Annotated in this window: 1 protein-coding gene; it reads right to left on the bottom strand. The window is 67.1% G+C overall.

The window, feature by feature from the left end:
* Positions 1 to 34: 34 nt before the first annotated feature.
* Positions 35 to 989, bottom strand: a 955-nt coding sequence (locus EHS43_RS45140; RefSeq protein ID WP_148104368.1) for an endo-1,4-beta-xylanase, incomplete at its 5' end; no start/stop codon positions are given.

The following is a 989-nucleotide window of genomic DNA, read 5'->3' as shown; positions in this document are numbered from 1 at the left end:
CCTGCACCCTCCCCTCCTTCGACCCCCCGGTCCCCTACTTCAGCGCCTGCCGGATCGCGTCGTACGCCGGCTTCGGCTGAAGCTGCTCGTCCCAGGGCAGCGCCGCACCCTGGCCCTCGAAGAACGCCGGGATCCAGGAGTACTTGTCGGTGTAGTCCCAGACAGTGATGCCGACGCACCGGCGCACCGCGAGACACGCCCGGGTCAAGTCCGCGTACCAGTTGGCCTGTTGGGCCAGCTTCTCCTCGGTCGCGGGAAGGATCATCCGGATGTCGACCTCGGTGAGCGCGGTGTCGAGGCCGAGCCGGGCGAAACGGCGGAGGTTGTCCTCCAGGGTCGTCGGATAGCCGTACTGGAGCGCCAGATGGGTCTGGAGGCCGATCCCGTCGAGCGGAACACCCTGTGCCTTCAGCTCCTTGGCCAGCTCGTAGTAGGCGTCGCTCTTCGCCCCGATGCCCTCGATGTTGTAGTCGTTGAGATAGAGCTTGACCTTGGGGTCGGCCTGACGGGCCCAGCGCAGGGCGTCGGCGATGTAACCGGGGCCGAGGGTCTTGTAGAAGACGGTCTCCCGGTAGGTGCCGTCCTCGTTGAAGGCCTCGTTGACGACGTCCCAGGCGAACACCTTGCCCCGGTAGTGCCGTACCTCGGTCTGGATGTGCTTCTTCAGCACGGCCCTCAGCTCGTCCGCCGTCCACTCGCGCGAGGTGACCCAGTCGGGCAACTGGCTGTGCCAGACGAGGGTGTGGCCGCGCACCTTCTGGTGGTGGCTGCGGGCCAGCTTCACGATCTCGTCGCCCTGCGAGAAGTCGAAGACCCCCGGCTCGGGTTCGGTGGCGTACCACTTCATGCCGTTGCCCGGCGTGATCTGGTCGAACTCGCTGCCGAGGATCTTCTTGTACGGCTCGTCGACGAGCTCGGGGTTGTCCGTCGCGCTGCCGAAGTACCGCCCGTGCCGCTGGGCGAGGTCGGCGAGGGTGGGGGTCCTGCCG

This window comes from Streptomyces sp. RP5T (genome assembly GCF_003933965.1).
Taxonomy (GTDB): Bacteria; Actinomycetota; Actinomycetes; order Streptomycetales; family Streptomycetaceae; genus Streptomyces.
Note: the sequence above shows the minus strand (reverse complement) of the source record. Positions and strands in the feature narration are given on the sequence as shown.